The organism is Tumebacillus permanentifrigoris (assembly GCF_003148565.1).
Taxonomy (GTDB): Bacteria; Bacillota; Bacilli; order Tumebacillales; family Tumebacillaceae; genus Tumebacillus; species Tumebacillus permanentifrigoris.
Genome location: NZ_QGGL01000003.1, coordinates 133,360 through 150,319 on the forward strand (window position 1 = coordinate 133,360; position 16,960 = coordinate 150,319).

At 51.4% G+C, this 16,960-nt stretch carries 16 protein-coding genes and 1 riboswitch; of the genes, 10 read left to right on the plus strand and 6 right to left on the minus strand.

Features of this window, described 5'->3' with window-relative positions:
* Nucleotides 1-115: 115 nt before the first annotated feature.
* Both C7459_RS04535 and C7459_RS04540 read left to right on the plus strand, forming a co-directional pair.
* Nucleotides 116-1,429: a stalk domain-containing protein gene (locus C7459_RS04535; protein WP_170119261.1), complete on the plus strand. Its 1,314-nt coding sequence runs from the start codon at nt 116-118 to the stop codon at nt 1,427-1,429.
* 299 nt (nt 1,430-1,728) lie between these two features.
* The gene (locus C7459_RS04540) at nt 1,729-2,667 is read left to right on the plus strand and encodes a stalk domain-containing protein (RefSeq protein ID WP_425450717.1); all 939 of its coding nucleotides are present in this window, start codon (nt 1,729-1,731) and stop codon (nt 2,665-2,667) included.
* A 42-nt stretch (nt 2,668-2,709) separates the two neighbouring features.
* Here C7459_RS04540 and C7459_RS04545 read toward each other — a convergent pair whose 3' ends face one another.
* Nucleotides 2,710-4,359 carry a peptide ABC transporter substrate-binding protein gene (locus tag C7459_RS04545; protein ID WP_109686799.1) on the minus strand — a complete coding sequence of 550 codons (1,650 nt, stop codon included), beginning with the start codon at nt 4,357-4,359 and terminating at the stop codon, nt 2,710-2,712.
* Between the two features lie 247 nt (nt 4,360-4,606).
* Between C7459_RS04545 and C7459_RS04550 the strand changes: the two genes are divergently transcribed.
* The 3 genes from C7459_RS04550 to C7459_RS04560 all read left to right on the plus strand — a co-directional run bounded on the left by C7459_RS04550 (nt 4,607) and on the right by C7459_RS04560 (nt 8,859).
* Complete coding sequence (locus C7459_RS04550; RefSeq protein ID WP_170119263.1) at nt 4,607-5,701, plus strand: GGDEF domain-containing protein; 1,095 nt, start codon at nt 4,607-4,609, stop codon at nt 5,699-5,701.
* Nucleotides 5,702-5,848: 147 nt separating this feature from the next.
* Nucleotides 5,849-8,074, plus strand: a complete 2,226-nt coding sequence (locus C7459_RS04555) for an ATP-binding protein (protein ID WP_170119264.1) — start codon at nt 5,849-5,851, stop codon at nt 8,072-8,074.
* Between the two features lie 216 nt (nt 8,075-8,290).
* A riboswitch (cyclic di-GMP riboswitch) is annotated at nt 8,291-8,383 on the minus strand.
* A 275-nt stretch (nt 8,384-8,658) separates the two neighbouring features.
* A complete protein-coding gene (locus tag C7459_RS04560; protein WP_109686805.1) occupies nt 8,659-8,859 on the plus strand; it encodes a hypothetical protein in 201 nt (66 codons plus the stop codon).
* A 230-nt stretch (nt 8,860-9,089) separates the two neighbouring features.
* Here C7459_RS04560 and C7459_RS04565 read toward each other — a convergent pair whose 3' ends face one another.
* The gene (locus C7459_RS04565; RefSeq protein WP_109686807.1) at nt 9,090-9,938 is read right to left on the minus strand and encodes a proline iminopeptidase-family hydrolase; all 849 of its coding nucleotides are present in this window, start codon (nt 9,936-9,938) and stop codon (nt 9,090-9,092) included.
* A 126-nt stretch (nt 9,939-10,064) separates the two neighbouring features.
* Entirely contained in the window at nt 10,065-10,205 is a 141-nt protein-coding gene (locus C7459_RS23140) for a hypothetical protein (RefSeq protein ID WP_170119265.1), read from the minus strand.
* Between the two features lie 259 nt (nt 10,206-10,464).
* On the opposite strand from C7459_RS23140, the gene C7459_RS04570 reads away from it, so the two are divergent.
* Together C7459_RS04570 and C7459_RS04575 are read left to right on the plus strand one after the other, a co-directional pair.
* Complete coding sequence (locus C7459_RS04570; protein WP_109686809.1) at nt 10,465-11,253, plus strand: alpha/beta hydrolase family protein; 789 nt, start codon at nt 10,465-10,467, stop codon at nt 11,251-11,253.
* A 4-nt stretch (nt 11,254-11,257) separates the two neighbouring features.
* Nucleotides 11,258-11,608, plus strand: coding sequence for an Mpo1-like protein (locus tag C7459_RS04575; protein WP_109686811.1), 351 nt, complete (start codon nt 11,258-11,260; stop codon nt 11,606-11,608).
* Here the strand turns inward: C7459_RS04575 and C7459_RS04580 are convergent.
* Nucleotides 11,576-12,379, minus strand: coding sequence for a TatD family hydrolase (locus tag C7459_RS04580; protein ID WP_109686813.1), 804 nt, complete (start codon nt 12,377-12,379; stop codon nt 11,576-11,578). The two genes, C7459_RS04575 and C7459_RS04580, sit on opposite strands and share 33 nt — an antisense overlap.
* A 220-nt stretch (nt 12,380-12,599) precedes the next feature.
* Between C7459_RS04580 and C7459_RS23145 the strand changes: the two genes are divergently transcribed.
* From C7459_RS23145 to C7459_RS04600, 3 genes are all read left to right on the plus strand, one after another.
* Entirely contained in the window at nt 12,600-12,746 is a 147-nt protein-coding gene (locus C7459_RS23145; RefSeq protein WP_170119266.1) for a hypothetical protein, read from the plus strand.
* Between the two features lie 395 nt (nt 12,747-13,141).
* Nucleotides 13,142-13,339: a hypothetical protein gene (locus C7459_RS04590; RefSeq protein WP_109686817.1), complete on the plus strand. Its 198-nt coding sequence runs from the start codon at nt 13,142-13,144 to the stop codon at nt 13,337-13,339.
* A 482-nt stretch (nt 13,340-13,821) separates the two neighbouring features.
* Complete coding sequence (locus C7459_RS04600) at nt 13,822-14,910, plus strand: hypothetical protein (protein ID WP_109686821.1); 1,089 nt, start codon at nt 13,822-13,824, stop codon at nt 14,908-14,910.
* 998 nt (nt 14,911-15,908) lie between these two features.
* On the opposite strand, the gene C7459_RS04610 is transcribed toward C7459_RS04600, so the two are convergent.
* Both C7459_RS04610 and C7459_RS04615 read right to left on the minus strand, forming a co-directional pair.
* On the minus strand, nt 15,909-16,205 hold the full coding sequence (locus tag C7459_RS04610) for a hypothetical protein (protein ID WP_109686825.1): 297 nt from the start codon (nt 16,203-16,205) through the stop codon (nt 15,909-15,911).
* Nucleotides 16,206-16,306: 101 nt separating this feature from the next.
* Nucleotides 16,307-16,870: a hypothetical protein gene (locus C7459_RS04615; protein ID WP_109686826.1), complete on the minus strand. Its 564-nt coding sequence runs from the start codon at nt 16,868-16,870 to the stop codon at nt 16,307-16,309.
* Between the last annotated feature and the right edge of the window lie 90 nt (nt 16,871-16,960).

Consider the following 16,960-nt stretch of genomic DNA (forward strand, 5'->3'; position numbering starts at 1 on the left):
GACACATAGCTTTTTCTCCTACGAAAATACTAGCGGTACGGTCGAAAAAGGGAAATTTTTGCCGAATAGTATGTTATATTCGAACTACATATCAAAACGGAGAGGAGCTGGAGAGATGAAAAGGTTGGCTCTATCCTTGGTGCTTACGGGCGCGTTCTGTTGGTTCGCGCCTGTAGAACCAGCCCATGCCGAGTTGCCGCTGCAGGTTGTCTTGAACGGACAGCGGGTGCAATTCGATGCACAACCGGAGATCGTCAATGACCGCACGATGGTGCCGATCCGTGCCATTGCCGAATCGATGGGCGCCCAAGTGGCGCTCTCCGGCACCAACTTTTTTACCATTCAAAAAGGGGACAAGCACATCCGCATCGTCTGGAACTCGCGGACGGCGTATGTCAATGACAAGCCGTTTCAGTTGCCAGTTCCCGCGTATGTCAAAAACGATCGCACCTACGTGCCGGTGCGATTCGTCGGAGAATCCTTGCAAGCGTCCGTCGGGTTCGTGCCGCCCACGAACACGGTGGAAATCCGCACGGCGGCCGATGACCGCACACTGCGGTTCCCTGTGTTGAGCGATGTGCATGTACAAGCCTCCGATAAGCGCTCGCAGGACAAACTCCGTGCGACCCTGAAGGACTTGTACGAGGTCGACCCGGCGGCTGATGCGCTGGTGATGAACGGAGACCTCGGCAACGGCAAGCAGAGTGATTACGATACGTTACGGGCGTTGGTCGATGCCAATCCCCACCCGGCGACGATGCTGTACAACATCGGGAATCACGAATTCTACAATGCGTGGTTTGATAAAAACGGCCGCTACAGTCCGAATACGTTCCCCAATGGCGAGACAGAGCAGGCGGCGATCCAGCGCTTTTTGAAACTGTCTGGGGAGCAAAAGGTCTACTACGATCGGTGGATCAAGGGCTACCACTTCCTGTTCCTCGGATCGGAGAAGTCACGGCAGTCCGATCTGAGCATCGGGGATGACGCGTGGCTGTCAACGCAACAGTTGACATGGTTGAAGCAGAAGCTGGCGGAGCAGGCGAAGTCCGGGCAGCCGATTTTCGTGTTCCTGCACCAGCCGTTGCCCAACACGGTGTCGGGATCGTGGGTGGAGGGCGCGAACCGTGCGGTCGTGCAGCATGAGCAGCTCAAATCAATCCTCGCCGCCTATCCGCAAGTGTTCCTGTTCAGCGGGCATACGCACTGGCAGTTGAACCTGCCGCGCACGATGGTGCGCGATGGATTTACGATGGTCAACTCATCCGGGGAGATTGAGGTGGATTCGGGCGGCGGCATGGCTGTGACGCCTGAGAGCAGTGAGGGGTTGTATGTGGAGGTCCATCCAGATCGCGTGCTCGTCCGGGGGCGTGATTTTAATAGGAAGCGTTGGGTGCCGGAAGCACAGTTTACGGTGCCTTTGAAGTAGCCCCGCTGTGTCGAACAGGGATTTGAACGCGGGGAGGGTACTCGTTAGGCGCTAGGCGGAGGGTTTCACTTTTAACCTATCCATTTTTGCATAAATCTCTCTCATTAAAGGGAGATTTTTTTTTGATTACAAGGGAGGATTTTGTCAAATAGGGCCGAACTATGTAGATTGTGCTCATGTGGGAGAATGAACTGTAGGCGGAGGCGACAGCATTGAAAAAATTCGCAACTAGTATATTCGCACTTTTCGCTCTTTTTGGAGTGAGCGCCGATGCACTTGCAGCGGGTCCGATCGCTGTAGTGATTGACGGCAAGATCCAGAATTACGGAGTAGCCCCCGTGATGTACAAAAGCCGCACGCTCGTTCCGATGCGCGGCATCTTCGAGTCGCTCGGGGCCAAGGTCTCATGGGACGGAGCCACAGACACGGTCACTGCAACGCGGGGCTCCTCGACTGTCAAACTGACCCTCAATTCGCCGATTGCCTACCGCGATGGACGAGCGGTCACACTGGACAGCGAACCGCTGTTGATCGAGGATCGCACGATGGTGCCGATCCGCTTTATCGGGGAATCGCTCGGTGTGACGGTTGGGTGGGATGAGGCCCTCCAACGTGTCTTGATCACTACGAAGACCAACCCGAGCCCGAATCCAGCGACGCCAGGCACTCCGCAACCGACTCAACCTGATCCGCAATACCAATACATCGCGTTCCCGCACCCGATCAACACGTCCTTGATCACCAAAAAAGAAAACCGCTCCTATGCCAAGCGCTTGGAGACGGGTTACTTTGTCGTACACGAGACTGTCTCCAAGAGCACGGCACGCGGGCAGTTGAACTATTTTAACACGCAGGATGCCGATGCCAATGCGCATGTCTTCATCGACTGGACGGAGGTTTTGCTGACGCTGCCGACCGACGAAATTTCCTGGACGGTGGGCAAGCCGGCGAACAACTTCACATTCAACATGGAACTCTGCCACGTCAAGACAGCAGCCGACTTTGCCAAGGAGTGGGAGATTGCCACCACGTACACCGCGAAGTGGTGCCTCGATCTCGGGCGTGATCCGCTGCAGGTGATCCGATCGCACCATGAGATCGCCACGACGTTTGGCGGGACGGACCACACCGACCCGGACGATTACTTCAAGGAATTTGGCAAGACGATGGACAACTTCCGCCAAGACGTTGCCAAAAAAGTCGAAACCATGAAGGCACAGGGCAAGCGCTGGTCATAAAAAAACCTCCGTCAAATGACGGAGGTTTTTTGCTTGCATTGCTTATTTGTTGCTCTTGCCTTCGATGTACACGCCTTTGAGGTCGTAGTCCGGTGCGGACATGCTGGTCTGCCAGCCTTTGACGTAAGGGCGGGAAACGCCGGAGGAAGCGCGGAAGAAGATCGGGCCAACCGGCATGTCTTCCATCAGGAGCTTCTCTGCATCATACAGGTATTGCATGCGCTTCTTGGAATCCGCTTCTTTTTGAGCGGAGGAGATCAGCTCATCGTACTTGGAGTTGGAGTAGCCGTTTTCGTTGAAGTCGCCATCGGTGATCCACATGTCGAGGAAGGTCATCGGATCGTTGTAGTCAGCGCCCCACAGGGAGACAACCATATCGTAGTCGCGAGCGGTGGTGCGTTGCAGGCGGAGTTTGAACGGTACGTTTTCGACTTCGATATCGACGCCGAGGTTTTGGCGCCATTGTTCCTTGAGGAACTCGGACGCTTTTTTGGAAACGTCGCCATCGTCAGACAGCAACTTGATTTTCGGCAGTTCGGTCAGGCCGACTTCTTTCAGACCTTCTGCGAGCAGATCTTTAGCTTTTGCAGTGTTTTCTTTGCGCTTCAGCAGATCGCCATTGTCTTTGCGGAAGTCGCCGCCGTTGCCGTTGGAGGTGCCGGTCGGAACGAAGCCAGTCGCACCAGCAGTCCCGTTGTGGTAGACGATGTCTGCATATTGATCACCATCGATCGCGTAGGTCAGCGCTTTGCGGACCTTCGGGGAGGTGAGAGCTTTCACTTTTTCGTTGTACTGGATGTAGCCGTTGGTGAGTTCCGGGATGACCACATATTCCGGGGTGCCTTTGTAACGGTCTACTTGGTCACGAACGAGGCCGATTCGGTCGAGCTGGCCTGCTTGGTACAGGTTTTCGAGCGCGCCGGAGTCTTTTACGACTTGGTAGTTGACCTTCTCCAGCTTGACGTTCGCTTTGTCCCAGTAGTTGTCGTTTTTCACGAGGGTTGCGGATTGCTCATGCACCCACTCGGTCATTTTGAACGGGCCGTTGGACAGAACTTTGTCTGCATCTGCGCCGTACTTGGTGCCTTGTGCTTCTACATATTCCTTCTTCTGCGGGAAGAAGAGCGGGAAGGACATCTGTTCTGCGAAGAACGGAACCGGTTTGTCCAAGGTTACTTCAAGGGTTTTGTCATCCTTGGCTTTTACGCCGACTTCATCGACGGAGCCTTTGCCGGAGTTGAATGCGTTGCCGCCTTTGACCCAACCAACCATGAAGGCGTACTGGGACGCGGTTTTCGGATCGAGGGTGCGCTTCCAAGAGTATTCGAAGTCTTTGGCGGTGACGGCAGAACCGTCAGACCATTTGGCATCGTCGCGCAGGTTGAAGGTGTAGGTCAGGCCGTCTGCCGAGACTTTCCAGTCCTTCGCTACGCCCGGTGCTGCTTTGCCGTCTTTGTCGAGGCGGGTCAGGCCTTCGTTGACTTGGCCGAGCATACGGAAGGCGAGGTTATCGGTCGCTTTCGAAACATCAAGAGTTGGAACTTCATCAGAGAGAGCCAGGTTGATTACCTGCTCGTCGTTGCCTTTGCTATCACCAGACGCGGAGTCTGTGGAGTTGCCGCAACCTGCGAGTGCCACGCTGGAGAGCATGGTGACTGCGAGGCCGATACCAAGCCATTTTTTCGTTTTCATGTGCGTAAATCCCCCTAATCATACAGTGCTATATATTTCTGTGCCCAATGAGTCGTAGCATAACATAAGACACTCAAAATTGAGAAGCGTTACACTTGGGTGATTTTTTTTTCTTGCGTGAGTAATCTCTCTTTTTCAAACGAAATCTCATGGATGCTCATGAATGAAGAGGGGGAGGGATGGAAAGGTAGCGCATGGGGGAAACTTAGTAGACTCTCGAATTTCAGGACAGAACAGGAGAAAAACCATGTTACGCGACCTTTTTGTCAACTCATGCATACTGGTCACGTTTATTTTTACAGGCAGTTTGGTGTTGCAAAAGCGCGTTATCGAACAGCATCGTTGGCGCAATCAGGTGTTGTTTGGACTGGTTGCTGGCGGGATGGGCATCGTGCTGATGCAATTTTCGGTGCGGGTGACGGCGACGACGATTTTGGATATGCGTCATCTGGCGGTCGTGTTGGCGGCGATTTTCGCAGGTCCAGGGGCGGCGATGACCACGGCAGTCGTACTGGCAATCGCGCGAATCTTGCTGTTCGGCGGGCTCTCCCCTTCGTCCGAATTGGCGGCGTCGACGATGTTGCTGATCGGGCTCGGGTGTGTCTGGTTGACACAGCGTTCGTGGAGCAGTTGGCGGAAATTCACGATCATGAACGTGTACGGCTTGAGTGTGGTCTCTGTGACCTTGTATTTGCTGGTTCGCGATTGGGCAATTTTGCGCAGGTTGTATGTCTTTTATTGGATATTTGGTTTGTTGATGGGAGCGCTCACCACGTACTTGACGCTCTATGTCTTACGCGTTAGGGCGTTGTATTTCCAGTTGGAGGAGTATTCGACGAAGGACTTTCTCACCGGCTTGAACAACGTTCGCAAGTTTGACGAAGTATTTAATGAGATGATGAACCAGGCACAGGTGCGTGAGGAGCAATTGTCCTTGCTGTTGCTCGATATCGACCACTTCAAACAAATCAACGATACCTACGGACATCCTGGAGGAGATCAGGTGCTGCGGGACTTGGGCCATGTGCTGGCCCGTGCTTGTCGGTCGTTTGATGTGGTGTCGCGCAATGGGGGCGAGGAATTTACGATGTTGTTGCCGGACTGTTCGCATGAACAAGCCTGCGAGGTGGCGGAACGCGTGCGCCGGATGGTGGAGAAGCATCTGTTCCGGTTGCCTGCGGGCGGCACGATCCGCATCTCGGTCTCGATCGGCGTTGCCACCTATTCAGAGACAGCTCAGACGCAATACGAAGTGTACCAACAGGCGGACGATGCGCTGTACTCGGCAAAACGTCTCGGGCGCAACCGCGTCATCTCGGCGCAAGTCAGGTCCCGAAGTTGAAAAAAACCGATGCTCCCGGCATCGGTTTTTTCATGTTAGTGGTGGGACGTTAGTTTAATGAGGGAAACATATTTTGCCCCTAAACAGGATGTGCCTTGGGAGATGTCGAATTCACGTCGAGGCTTGTTGTGGAAAGGGGTAGTAACGTTGTCCATCAAACGCAAATTGGCCATCATCTTCTCCATCATCGTCTCTTCCGTTTTGATCGCAAACAATGCGCTGTATTACTACACGACGCGCGAACTGCTGATCAATGACCAGCAACAACAGATGGAGGCGATTGCTCGCGAGATCGGAGTGGCGATCGAGCATTCCGAACAGGGGTCGGCGTATGTAGAAGAAATGATCGGTGAAAAGTTGCGCTTGGCGTCGATCGCGGCGCAGGCGGTGCTCGATCCGGATATCGATAAAGTGACAAATGAACAGTTGGTGGAAGTGAGCCGCACGCTCGGCATCTCGCACATCACGCTTTTTAAACAAGTGGGTGAGGAGATCATCGGGTGGAAGTCATCCGATCCGAAGGAGATCAATCTGACCACCAAGGACTGGGGCCTCTATCTCGACGCGATGAAGCAACTCTTCGCTCGGCAGCCTGTCACGGTTCAGGAGGGGCAGACCCTGCCCAACTATTGGACGGGACCGATTGATGTCGCGTCCTCCGACCCGACGCATGTCGACAAATGGGGCTATTATTATGATGGCACGACCAATTACATCATCGACCCCTACGTCCGGGATTCCTACATTTACAAGTATGAAGACTTGACCGGTGCCCAGTCGATCGTGGATCGCACCTTAAAAGACAATGACGTCCTGTTGGAAATCACCGGTTTTAACCCGAATGCGTTTGGCAAGGACCCGATGATCACCAAAATCAACGGCGCCGAGTATGTGCAGCGCCAGAACCGCCCGGTCTTTTTCGGCGCTTACACCTACGAAGATGCACAAGACGTGACCAACGTTCACGAGGCGCATGCCAAAAATGACATCGTGTCCTACCAGACCGATGTACACGGCAAGCGCGTGATCAAAACGTACATCAGCATCCCGAACGCCAAGTACCCCTATGTGATCGGTCTCGTCACCGACTATGCAGCGATTCAAAAGGTATTAATCCAGCAGCTGTACCGCAACGCACTGATCTCGCTGATCTCGTTGGCGCTCGTGTTCGTGCTCAGCTATGTCGTTGCCGGATACATGGTGCGACCGGTGCAGAAAATCCTGCACAAAGTCAACGAGATGGCGCGTGGCAATTTTGATGGCCGCATCGATTTGCGTACCGACGACGAGCTCGGACAGTTGGCGAAACGTGTAAATTCGATGTCCAAGGACATGCAGGTCTACATGGAAGAACTCCGCTCGCTGTACGAACACAACCCATCGGCGCTGTTCTCGATCAACTTGGCCGGTGATTTTCTCTCGATCAACCCAGCGGCGGAGCAGGTGTTAGGCTACAAGACCGGCGAGGTACAAGGCCGCCCCCTCGTCGATCTCGTGGTAAAAAGCGACCGCCCGAAAGCGCTTCGCCACTTCAAGCAAGCGGTGGACGGGCACTACCAGAGCTACGAGATGCACATCCAGCGCAAGGACGGAGAGGTGTTCGAACTCGGGGTGCGCCACTTCCCGATCATGGTCGGAGGGGAGACGGTCGGGATCTACTCGACCGGCAAGGATATCACCGAGAGCCGCCGAACGGAGGAGCTGTTGCGCAAGTCGGACAAGCTCTCCGTCGTCGGGCAACTCGCCGCCGGGGTGGCGCATGAGATTCGCAACCCGCTCACGTCGATCAAGGGCTTTGTGCAGTTGATCCGTGACACGCAAGGGGCCAAGCCGGAGTACTTCACGATCATGCTGTCCGAACTCGACCGCATCGAGTCGATCATCAACGAATTCCTCGTGCTCGCCAAGCCGCAAGCGGTGAATTTTCAGGAGAAAAGCATCGTCACACTCCTGCAGAACATCACGGCTTTGGTCGAGACGCAGGCGATCTTGAACAATATCCAGATCGTCTTGCTCGCTTCTCCGGACATCCCCTTGATCGAGTGTGAGGAGAACCAACTGAAGCAGGTTTTCATTAACATTTTAAAAAACTCGATCGAAGCGATGCCGGAGGGTGGGATCATCCATCTCTACGTGGAGCACATCGCCCTACAGGACGAGGTGCGCGTGCGTGTCGTCGACGAAGGGTTGGGCATTCCAGCAGAACGCATCCCGAAACTTGGCGAGCCGTTCTATACGACCAAGGAAAAAGGGACTGGGCTCGGGTTGATGATCTCCTACAAGATCATCAACGAGCACCGGGGCAAGATGATCGTGCAGAGTCAGTTGAACGTCGGGACGACCGTCGATGTCTACCTGCCGACCCAGAAGTAGCAAAAAGGACCGGATACGCGCGGGCGTATCCGGTCTTTTTATGCGAGTACACACATGAAACCGCCTCCCCATAGGAGGGAGGCGGGAGGATTCGCGCAGGTGTTAGTTGCTAACAACGAGTACCAGCGTATAGGCAATCATAAACCAAATCACAGCAGCGGGGATGAACCCGTACATGACGCCGCGGAAAAAGCTCATATCCATAATGGGTCTCCTTTCGGTAACCTGGCAACCATCGCATAAGGAATCTACGCTTTAGGCCCACGGCTTTGCGTCCCTGACTTTCGTACAGGTTTGCCATTATCGAGGATGGGAAATACTTCTTGATAACATCATAACACATATGGGGGCGGTTTGTTAAGGGTATTATTAATTTTTTCTTCTGTGTTTTCTATTTGTATTTAAGTAAGGAACTTTGTCTCTGTTTTTTATTAAACTCTTTGAATATTCAATTAATAGGAAAGGGGGAGTTGGCTTCATCAGGTATTTTTTGTCTTTTCGTCCTGCGAAGTGTTACACTGGGGACGGACAACAAGGCGCCCAGAGTCATTGGATGCTGGAACTTTCAGAAGGAGTGATTGGGAATGGCAGTAAAATCTAAGTTTTACCTCGAAATCTACAATGAGAAAAACGCTGTGATCGGAGTCGTACCGCTCGATACCTATCCGAATGAAGAAACCATCGATAAAGTGATTCGGGAGACTTGTCAAAAAGTCGACGGACACGAGAACAACCTGAGCGGCAAGACCGCCAAAGTTGACAAGCGGTTTTCGGTCATCGAATAATCGAAGTTGCCCAACACCCACCAGTCCGAAATGCTGGTGGGTGTTGCTGTATTTTTGTAGCCCACTCCCTTTGAAGTAGCGGATTGGCAAGCGCAACATACCATAAGCGAGCGGACTACGCCCCGTCCGACATCGAACTATATAAAAAGCCGCCCAGAAGTGGGCGGCTTACCTACCAACGTGGCTGAGTTGAGGGCGTGATGGCGGCTCCTGTGACCCTGCTTTCCGTTTTACACGGTTCGCAAAAACTCCCGAACAACGCGAACGTACTCGTCGGTTTCCTCGAGATACGCCTTGTGTGCGCTATGTTCAAATACGTGTAGTTTCGATCCAGGGACAAGACTTTGGTAATAGGCGAGCGTTTCCGGCTTGGTTTCATCATAGCGGCCGCACAGGAACAGCGTCGGAATCTCAATCTCGTGCAGCGTTGAAGTCACATCATACGATTTCAAATTGCCAGTTGCGCAAAACTCGGACGGACCCCACATGGTGTTGTACACGACAGAATTCGTCTGTCGATCCTCAGGTCTTGGCGGCGAGTCGATTCGGCAGAGGTGACGCTTGTAGTACTGGATGATGGCCGCTTGGTACTCCTCGGAATCGGTCGTTCCTTCCGCCTCACAGCGTGCAACCGTCTCTTGCATTTCTTGTGGGAATTCTCGCAAATGTTCGGCTTGATCCTTTGCCCACAGCAAAGCACTCAGGCAGGGACTTGAGAAAATCACGCTTCGCACGCCCTGCGGGCGAGTCTGAAGATAGGAAGCGGCGAGCATCGTACCCCAGGAATGTCCCAAGAGGTGGAATTCCTTCAAGCCAAGTGCATGGCGGACCTGCTCCAATTCCTCGACAAACCGGTCGAGTTGCCACAACGAAACGTCATCAGGGCGGTCTGAGTAACCGCATCCCAGTTGATCGTAGATGACGATCTGTCGTTCATCCGTCAAAGGTTCTAAGTTCTCAAATCCAAAGCCGGTGGAACCAGGTCCTCCATGCAACAACAGCAGCGGAAGATCGCTACCTTCCCCGATGACCTGATACCAGACCTTGCCTCCCGTCACCTCTACATAACCTTCTCTCATCCAGAACACGCTCCTGTCATACGATTGCATGCAAATAAATGAAGTGTACTACAATTCAGCGCGTTGAACAGCACCACTGCAAAAAAAAGACCGCCCTCGCAGGCGGTCTTGGTATCTAAGTTCGATTTAAAATTCCACAACCAGCCCGCGCTCGCTCATCACGTGCAAGGCTTTTTCAAAACAAGCGTTGACTTCTGTTTCCGTCTCAGAGGCGATCAATTGGTCTACGAGATGCAGAATTTGTTGAACATCGTCATGTGTAAGCATCTAATTTCTCCTCCTGAAGTGGAAAGTCGTACTCTTATCTGAATAATACAAAACATTAGAAAAATTAGCAAGTGGAAAAGTGACTGCTTCCGACAATTATTTTACAATCGATATGTAACATATCGGTGACATCGATATGAAGGTTTTCTAAAGATATGACCCGTCGGAAAATATAGAATTCACAGGGAGGAAAAGCTATACTGGAATCAATTGAAGTGAGGAAAAACCACTTGACGTGAGGCAAAAGGAGTTGGGATTCATGGGAGAAAACACCCCTGTCATCCGCAGTACCTATGGAGAGAACGAATGGCATTTCGGGGAGTTGCGCTTGCCGGAAGGAGCAGGTCCGCATCCGGTCGCGTTGATCATCCACGGCGGCTTTTGGTACGCGCAGTACGGACTGGATCTGATGGACAAGATGGCGGAGGACTTTACCTCGCGCGGTTGGGCGACTTGGAACATCGAGTACCGTCGCAACGGGCATGAAGGCGGTGCATACCCTGGCACGCTGATGGACGTAGGAGCCGCGGCGGATCATCTGCGCCAACTGGCGGATCAGTACCCGCTGAATCTCGCCAACGTGGTCGCGATCGGACATTCGGCTGGCGGACATCTCGCGCTCTGGCTGGCGGGGCGTCACCAGCTTCCCGTCGACAGCGAGTTGTATGTGGCTCAACCGCTTGCCTTGAAGGGTGTCGTCAGTTTGGCGGGTGTCACCGACATGCACCACATGTGGGAAGTTCGCCAAGTGAACAGTCCGGTCGTGGCGTTCCTCAACGGAACGCCGGAGCAAGTGCCAGATCGCTATGCACAAACGTCCCCAGCACTGCTTTTGCCATTGGGCGTCCCACAAATTCTCGTGCATGGCACAGAGGATGTCGACGTTCCGCTTGCCCTGAGCACAGCCTATCTGCCCAAAGCTCAGGCGGCGGGCGATCGCGTCGAGTTGGTCGAGTTGGCGGGCGTCGAACACTTTAAAGTGATCGATCCGGCTTCGGAAGCATGGCCGCCGATCGTGGAAGCGATGCACAAACTGACGAGGGGGTAGGCGCATGTACCGGACCTACGAAGAGTTCTGGGTGTATTACGTCAGCGAGCATCTGAAACGCAGCACCCGCTTCCTGCACGCGCTCGGGACGACGGGGGTGTTGCTTCTGCCGTTTTGGGTGTTGTGGCAACAGGCGTGGTGGTGGCTGTTGTTGCTGCCGGTGCTCGGCTATGCTCCCGCGTGGATCAGTCACTTTTTCATCGAACACAACCGACCGGCGACGTTTACCTACCCGCTATGGTCGTTGCGTGCCGACTTCCGCATGTACGGTCTGATCTTGACCGGTCGCATGGGCGGCGAAGTCGAACGCGCCCGCAACTGGCTAGTCGATCCGAGTTCGATCACCGTTCGGTGATGGGGGAGCATAGCAGGCATCCACATTCGCCCGCACCTGTTGCGCCAACGCATCCTGTGAAACTCCCTTCAACTGCGCCACACGGCCCACCATCTCGTGCAAGAACAGCGGGGAAGTCGGGCGTCCGGCAAAAAGCGGCCCAACGTGTGGCCATGGGCCGTCTGTTTCGAACAAGAGTTGGCTGAGCGGCACATGCCTTGCGAGTTGTTGATCGCGCTCACGGTGGCAGACATCTGGCGTGACCGAGACATAGTAGCCCGCCTCCACGATGCGTTGCAGATCGGCAGGGACCGCTTTCAACCAATGAAAATGCGCTCGCTCCACCCGATGGCGTTGCAGGACTTCGAGGGCGAGCGGAACCTTGTCGTGAACAGCATGCAAGACGAGCGGCAGGCGGTGTCTCGCCGCCAGCTTGGCAAACACCCCGAACAGTTCTAGGTGGTCGTCCAACGCCATCGTGCCGAGTTCGGCCAACGCATAGTGTGGCAAACCGACCTCGCCGATGGCGGAGAGTCGGTTTTTTTCGAGCTCGATGAGCTGTAGAAGTTCGACCAACTCCGATTCAGGAGGCACCGGCTGTTCGGGATGGGTGCCGAGTGCCGCCCGCACGAAGTCGGGGAATCGCTGCTGCAAGTCCAGTGTGCGATGGGCAGAGCGCAGACCTGTCGACACCGCGACCACGCCTTGAATGCCGCCGATCCGCCAGCTTTCAATCAACCCTTCGATCTGCTCGTCCGGATATTGCTCCAGATGCAAGTGTGCGTCGAACATTCCGTTCCCCCCTTTTCCTCCAGTATACAAAAAAAGGGCAGAGACAAGGGTGGCGTCTCTGCCAATACATAAATAGGTGTAGGGTAAATAAAGGTCGTATCTAGATTGTATCTAAAGTGAGAGTTTGTAACACCTAGCCGAAAGTACAGTTTTTCGACAGCTGCATGAGATGTCTAGAACTGGAAATGCTAACACCACAACCTTTGAGGAGGTGGCGGGTATGGGCATTATCATCGGGATCATCATAGCAGTTGTGCTATGGAAGGTGTTGCAACTGTCGGTGATGGCACTGATCTGGATCGCGATCATTGGAGCGATTGTCGGTGCGATTCCAACGTTTATGAAACGTCGAGGCCAGAACAGATAAGCACAGACAAGTGGAGGGCGGCGCGGTGAGCCGTCCTTTTTCATGCGCACTTCATATTGTCACAAACATCGACGGACTCTGAACGAGATCGATGGCAAGCGTAGGAATTCCATGTGCTACGTATCAAAAAGAAATCAGCCACAAGTACTTCCTTCATTCGTTCGAGAAGCCGACCGCATTGCTTGAGTTCTTGACCTAGAAGTCCAGCAAAAGTGGCGAGTTAGTACTCGACCCGTTCCTTGGTTCTGGTAGCACGGCTGTGTTGCCCGAAATTGAGGGTGGAGATTTGTTGGATGTGAACTCTCGGGGAGATTTTCAAAATGGCAAAGCGTGCATTTAACTGACAGATTGAATCGCTGGAACTCGTTGGCGGCGGCCAAGAAAGGATGATCCTCATGACCGAACTCGACCTGCAACAACTCGCCGCCGCCCCAATGGTCGCGCTGTTCGGCGGCATTCCTCAGAAGTACACCCGACTGGATAATCGATACATCACCGTAGTGCTGACAAACCTGCCGCATCTCAAACAGGGTCGCCGACTATGCGCAAACTGTGATGACAAGTGGGCACTCTGCACGGTACAACAGCCCTGAAGTTCAAGTAGCCGTACAAAAAGGTACCTACCGCCTACTCGTCGGATATTACCCCGGTGGAGCGGTTCCCACATATCTACGAGGCAACCGTGTATGCGATCACGTTCATTGGCTTGGGGATCGAGCATGGGCAAGCGTGGCGCAGTACATGACTATCTCCACCGGACACGAGATAAGCGGCAAGGGAGACGACCAAGAGCATGAGGGTTCAAGGCACAGATCACGAAAAAATTAGCGGCGGCCCCAGAACATTTAAAGACCCCAGCCTAAGGACTGGAGTCTTTAAATTAAAAATTCTGGTTATCCAACGGAACATAAATGTGTGCAAGGGAAGTATTCATCGAATGCGTTGTGCCGCGCAAGTGAAATGGAGTAGCCTATGTTCAATTCTGAACATTTATGAGATAATTAATAAAAACGAGACGAAGTATACAAAGGTATAGTTAATTACATTCGTTACTGCAAATTGGAGGTACAATTACATGAGTGTTGGCACCCTTGTACAAGGGCAGGACTTAATCCGCCTCCGTCATGAAGCATTATCAAAACGATTCGACGCGTCATCAGGTTCTAAGATAATAAATCTTTATCGAGATCTTCTTGGCGAGACTGATATGAAACGAATGAGTCTCAAAGATGCATCGGATCTATGTTTAAAACAAGCCCTTCTTTTAGGGAGCGATGTTGTTCAACAATTCTTCTATGCAATGGAAGGGAAAACAGCCAAGCGATTGGCTCTATTCCAGATCGATCGATCGAAAATCAGTGCCTTTGCCAGAGAGCATTTCCCGCAAGCGTTTAATGATGTTGGTCTTGGAGACTTTTACAACAATTTCACTTTACGAGAAGTTGGCGAGTCACCATCCATAATTGGTTTTACAAGAAGAGATGGCTACTTAGAGGTTCGGTGGGCTCAACTGAGAAAAACTCGAAACGACGATCATACAGAGAATTATTATTACTATTCTGTGGCTTCAAAGATTTTCTTAGCAACAAGGATCTGTTACATGTTGTTTGATTCAATCAGAAGAGGCGACGTAGAATCAAGTTGGAGACTCAGCGTCATGCCGGAGTACAAGGACAAATTAGTCGAATTTCTGAAATGCGAAGTTGATGATGTAATGAAGTTCCCTTTGGGTTGGGCCTTACAGGAAAAGTTGATCAAGTCAATGGAACTGTCAGCAACGATGGATAAATATCCGCAAATCTTCAACTCCCCGGAAGAGAACAAGATCACAGGCGCGAAATTTGAGAAGAAGCAACCGAAATTCAAGCGAATTCACCCCACGGACGATGATGGTACCTTCACCGAAGCTGAGACTCACCTGATTGTAGAGTGCTTGGAAGACCATGACTACCAACTTGTTCAAATTTCATACATAAAACAACTAGGGGATGAGTATGCTCATCTAGAAGTGTTTTTAGAAGGAGAAATTCAGATCCGAAAAGGTCTGATGATGGAAGGGGAGATAGACGATGTCGTTCGAGAGCTACTACAAAGAAGTTCAGTTGTCTCACGACCAACATACAAACCTCATCCGGACACTGGGCAACTCCAAGCAAATATTTGACTGCTATGACGTTGCGGATCTTCTTCGAATTACTCCTCTTACAGCTCAGGCTATTTGCATAAAATTGGTCAGATCAGAGTTGTTCGTATACGTTTTTTATTCTGAATGTCCCTCGTGCGGATGGTCGAATCTAATACACGAAAAAGAAGTTGTTTGCGGACATTGCGGTGAAGAATTCTTTGCGAAAAGTGTCAACAAGTCATACAAGTTGAAATAACTTCGGCGAAGTAATCACATGTAAATTGTAAACCCACTGACCGCATCTCTGTAGTCAAGGGGTTTTTATTCTCCGAAATTCTGGAGTAGCATTAGCGGAACCGAATCCCGTCCGTTGTGATCCTCCACTTGTAGTCCGGTGCTGTCTCTAACAATGCAAGGTGTTGAGATTGGAACATAGTGCGAAGAAACTTACTAAAGGCACTTGTGACGCTATTCCGGGGATAATAAGAATCGTACCGTTCGCTCCAATTCTTAAAGGGCATGCCAGCATCACTCACTCTGCGATAAGCAACCGCCAACGCAAGTACATCCGCGAACAACTTCCTATCTCTTCACGATCTTTTAAGGCGCGCAATTTGATCTTTGTGATATAAGTCTTTAAGGGGATCTCGATAGCTGTCCGGTTTACCTCGTTAATCAGGTTTTGTTGCGTTCACTTGTTTCAACCTCTGTTATGCGTTTCACTTCTCAGCGCCATCGCCGACCGATGCTCCGGTAGGATTATGTGGTGGCTCTCCCAAAGTTTATTTGCGCGTTGCTTTCCGAAAATATTTCATCCTGATCATGATTGAAAACGTTTGTTTTTATTTTTGTGGATGAGCTATTGTTATTGTCAACCCCGAAAAGAAACGGGTACGAAAGATCAAGGGCTTACTGTTTGACTGGCAACGAGAGGAATGCAGTACTTTAGAGTAAGACTAGGCCCAACCGAATATAGATTGGGCTTTTATTTTGCAGAAACCAATTAGACAAAAAACCCCTTTTCTAGGGGTTTTTGCTTACTTTTTGATGAAAGTGCCGTACTCGGTCACGACCTTGAACGTGTCTTGATTAATAGAGTCTATGTCCGATACAACTTGTTCCGCGGGTATTGAGATATCTTTGGTGGTTCGCTCAAACTCACCGAACTCAGTACCAATCGTCTGAATTGATTTTTTAGCAGAATCCAGTTCAGCAGGTGTCGCTTGACGAGGCAGGGTAGTAGATGCGTTGGTTGCATTAGCAGCAACTGTACCGACACTTGCGATAATAATGGCGGAAACAAGAATCAAAAATCTCTTTTTTGAAGATTTCACCTTATCCTCTCCCTTTGAAAATATTAAAAAAAATTATACATAAAACGAATTTTTTGAGAAGATTAATAAAAGCGTCTCTAACGAGATGCCGTAGCAGCTTTCTAGTAGTAGTAGACGTATCCGTTTCCTTCCATGTCACCAGTTTCCGTGTCTTGTGTGAGATTCCAAATCCGTAATTTATATTGTCCGTGGGGGACGTTGTAGAAGCTAAACGAAATGTTACTGCTTGTGTAGTTGCCTTTTAGTGTGTAGATACCCGTCGTGGTACCCGGTCCTTGAGCGACAAGTTGATAACCACTCGTAACTACGTGAGAAGTTACAAGTCCATCCATTGGGTACTGAACAACTTTGACAACAACTTGTTCTCCATCAGTGGTAACGCCATAAGTCGCAATAGTGTCGATGTAGTTTCCTTTTCGTAAACCACTATATGAAAAAAGTGGCGACACCAAGGTCGGAGTGATTGACCTTTTTTTGTTCGGGAATCTTACTTCATAGTCAGAAGCCGGGATTGCTTGAATGAGACTTGCTTGGGCATTGGCCAACTCGGTTGCTGTGGCCTTGTGCGGTACACTAACCCCACTCGTGGCACCCGTAGCAAAAGCCGAAGTGCCTACCATTGATATCAAGAGGGTCAATGCGATAGTTCCAACAAGTTTTTTCATTGAATTGAGACCTCCGAAGGGATTTACTAGATACGAACATATTATAACAATTTATATACTATCGGTAAATGTATACCGATGATTCAGGCT

Coding starts and splice junctions, on each gene's coding strand:
- C7459_RS04535 (WP_170119261.1), top strand. CDS start 116: ATGAAAAGGTTGGCTCTATCCTTGGTGCTTACGGGCGCGTTCTGTTGG.
- C7459_RS04545 (WP_109686799.1), bottom strand. CDS start 4,359: ATGAAAACGAAAAAATGGCTTGGTATCGGCCTCGCAGTCACCATGCTC.
- C7459_RS04550 (WP_170119263.1), top strand. CDS start 4,607: ATGTTACGCGACCTTTTTGTCAACTCATGCATACTGGTCACGTTTATT.
- C7459_RS04560 (WP_109686805.1), top strand. CDS start 8,659: ATGGCAGTAAAATCTAAGTTTTACCTCGAAATCTACAATGAGAAAAAC.
- C7459_RS04565 (WP_109686807.1), bottom strand. CDS start 9,938: ATGAGAGAAGGTTATGTAGAGGTGACGGGAGGCAAGGTCTGGTATCAG.
- C7459_RS23140 (WP_170119265.1), bottom strand. CDS start 10,205: ATGCTTACACATGACGATGTTCAACAAATTCTGCATCTCGTAGACCAA.
- C7459_RS04570 (WP_109686809.1), top strand. CDS start 10,465: ATGGGAGAAAACACCCCTGTCATCCGCAGTACCTATGGAGAGAACGAA.
- C7459_RS04575 (WP_109686811.1), top strand. CDS start 11,258: ATGTACCGGACCTACGAAGAGTTCTGGGTGTATTACGTCAGCGAGCAT.
- C7459_RS04580 (WP_109686813.1), bottom strand. CDS start 12,379: ATGTTCGACGCACACTTGCATCTGGAGCAATATCCGGACGAGCAGATC.
- C7459_RS23145 (WP_170119266.1), top strand. CDS start 12,600: ATGGGCATTATCATCGGGATCATCATAGCAGTTGTGCTATGGAAGGTG.
- C7459_RS04590 (WP_109686817.1), top strand. CDS start 13,142: ATGACCGAACTCGACCTGCAACAACTCGCCGCCGCCCCAATGGTCGCG.
- C7459_RS04600 (WP_109686821.1), top strand. CDS start 13,822: ATGAGTGTTGGCACCCTTGTACAAGGGCAGGACTTAATCCGCCTCCGT.
- C7459_RS04615 (WP_109686826.1), bottom strand. CDS start 16,870: ATGAAAAAACTTGTTGGAACTATCGCATTGACCCTCTTGATATCAATG.